The sequence below is a fragment of the Frankia sp. CcMO1 genome (assembly GCF_977945845.1).
The window spans coordinates 3,422-5,331 of the sequence record NZ_CDWTMG010000303.1; the positions used below are offsets into that span (position 1 = coordinate 3,422).

At 69.4% G+C, this 1,910-nt stretch carries 1 protein-coding gene; it reads left to right on the forward strand.

Going from position 1 to position 1,910, the window contains the following annotated elements; all coding sequences use genetic code 11:
- Window positions 1-40: 40 nt before the first annotated feature.
- Window positions 41-1,910: molecular chaperone DnaK (gene dnaK / locus AC08OU_RS22535; RefSeq protein ID WP_476605727.1), on the forward strand; the 1,870-nt coding region annotated here is incomplete at its 3' end.

Here is a 1,910-nt window from a genome sequence, read left to right on the forward strand (position 1 = left end):
GTCCCCATATGTGTGAGGTTCGCTTCTGGAGGAGCATTCGATGGCGAAGGCAGTCGGCATTGATCTGGGGACGACCAATTCGGTGATCGCCGCCTGGGAGGGTGGCGAGCCGAGGGTCATCCCGAACGCGGAGGATGCGCGGACGACACCGTCGGTGGTGGCGTTCACCGAGAGCGGTGAACGCCTGGTCGGGCAGCTGGCGCGACGGCAGGCGATCCTGAACCCGAAGGGCACGATCTACTCGGCCAAGCGGTTCATCGGCCGCCGCTATGACGAGGTGACCGAGGAGGCCAAAGCGGTCGCCTTCGACGTCGTCGCAGGCCCGGAGGGCGCCGCCCGGTTCAAGATCCGGAACAAGCTCTACGCGCCGGAGGAGATCAGCGCGCTGGTGCTGCGCAAGCTGGCCGACGACGCCGGGCGGAACCTGGGCGAGAAGGTCACCGAAGCGGTCATCACGGTGCCGGCCTACTTCAACGACGCGCAGCGCACCGCGACGAAGGACGCCGGCCGGATCGCCGGGCTCTCCGTGCTGCGGATCATCAACGAGCCGACCGCGGCCGCGTTGGCGTACGGGCTAGACAAGAAGGGCCACGAGACCGTCCTGGTCTTCGATCTCGGCGGCGGCACGTTCGACGTGAGCATCCTCGACGTCGGCGACGGGGTGGTCGAGGTCCGGGCCACGGCCGGGGACAGCCACCTGGGCGGGGACGACTTCGACCGCCGGCTGGTCGACTACCTCGCCGACGGGTTCCACCGGGAACAGGGCGTCGACCTGCGCCGGGACCCCCAGGCGCTGCAACGGCTGTTCGAGGCCGCGAAGAAGGCCAAGGTCGAACTGAGCTCGGTCACCCAGACCCAGGTGAACCTGCCGTTCATCACCGCCGACGCCACCGGGCCGCGGCACCTGACCACCACGGTCATGCGCTCCACCTTCGAACAGATCACCGCCGACCTGGTCGAACGGACCATGGGACCGGTCCGCCAGGCGATGGAGGACGCCAAGGTCAGCGCCGACGACCTCGACGAGGTGATCCTCGTCGGCGGCGCCACCCGGATGCCCGCGGTGCAGGCACTGGTCCGGCGGCTGACCGGCGGCAAGGAACCGAACATGAGCGTCAACCCCGACGAGGTCGTCGCACTGGGCGCGGCGATCCAGGCCGGGGTGCTCAAGGGCGAGATCTCCGACGTGCTCCTGCTCGACGTCACCCCGCTCTCCCTCGGGGTGGAGACCCGCGGCGGCCTGATGACAAAAATCGTCGAACGCAACACCACGATCCCGGTACGACGCTCCGAGGTGTTCTCCACCGCGGAGGACAACCAGCCGGCAGTGGACATCGTGGTACTGCAGGGCGAACGCGAACGCGCCGCCGACAACCGGGTACTCGGCCGCTTCCGCCTGGAAAACATCCGCCCGGCGCCCCGCGGCGAACCGCAGATCGAGGTCACCTTCGACATCGACGCCAACGGCATCCTCAACGTCACCGTCCGCGACAAGGACACCGGAGCCCAGCAGTCGATCACGATCAGTGAAACCTCCAACCTCCCCAAGGAAGAGGTCGAACGGATGATCACCGAGGCGGAGCGTAACCGCACCGCCGACAAGGCGCTACGCTCCGCGATCGACGCCCGCAACGAGCTGGACTCGGTCGCCTACCGCGTCGAACGGCTGCTGGCCGAACTCGGTGACGCCGCCCCGCCACACGAGAAGGCCCGCGCCGACCTACTGGTCACCGACGCCCGCCAGGCCATCAACGAGGAGGCGCCGGTGGACCGGGCCCGCGCCCTGACCTCGGATCTCCAACAGATCTACCACGGCCTGGCCGCCGCCCGCACCGGCCAGGCCGGCCCCACCGAGGGAACCGGCGGCAGCCCGGCCGACACCGCACCGGGCGGCCCGGGCGGCCCACAGC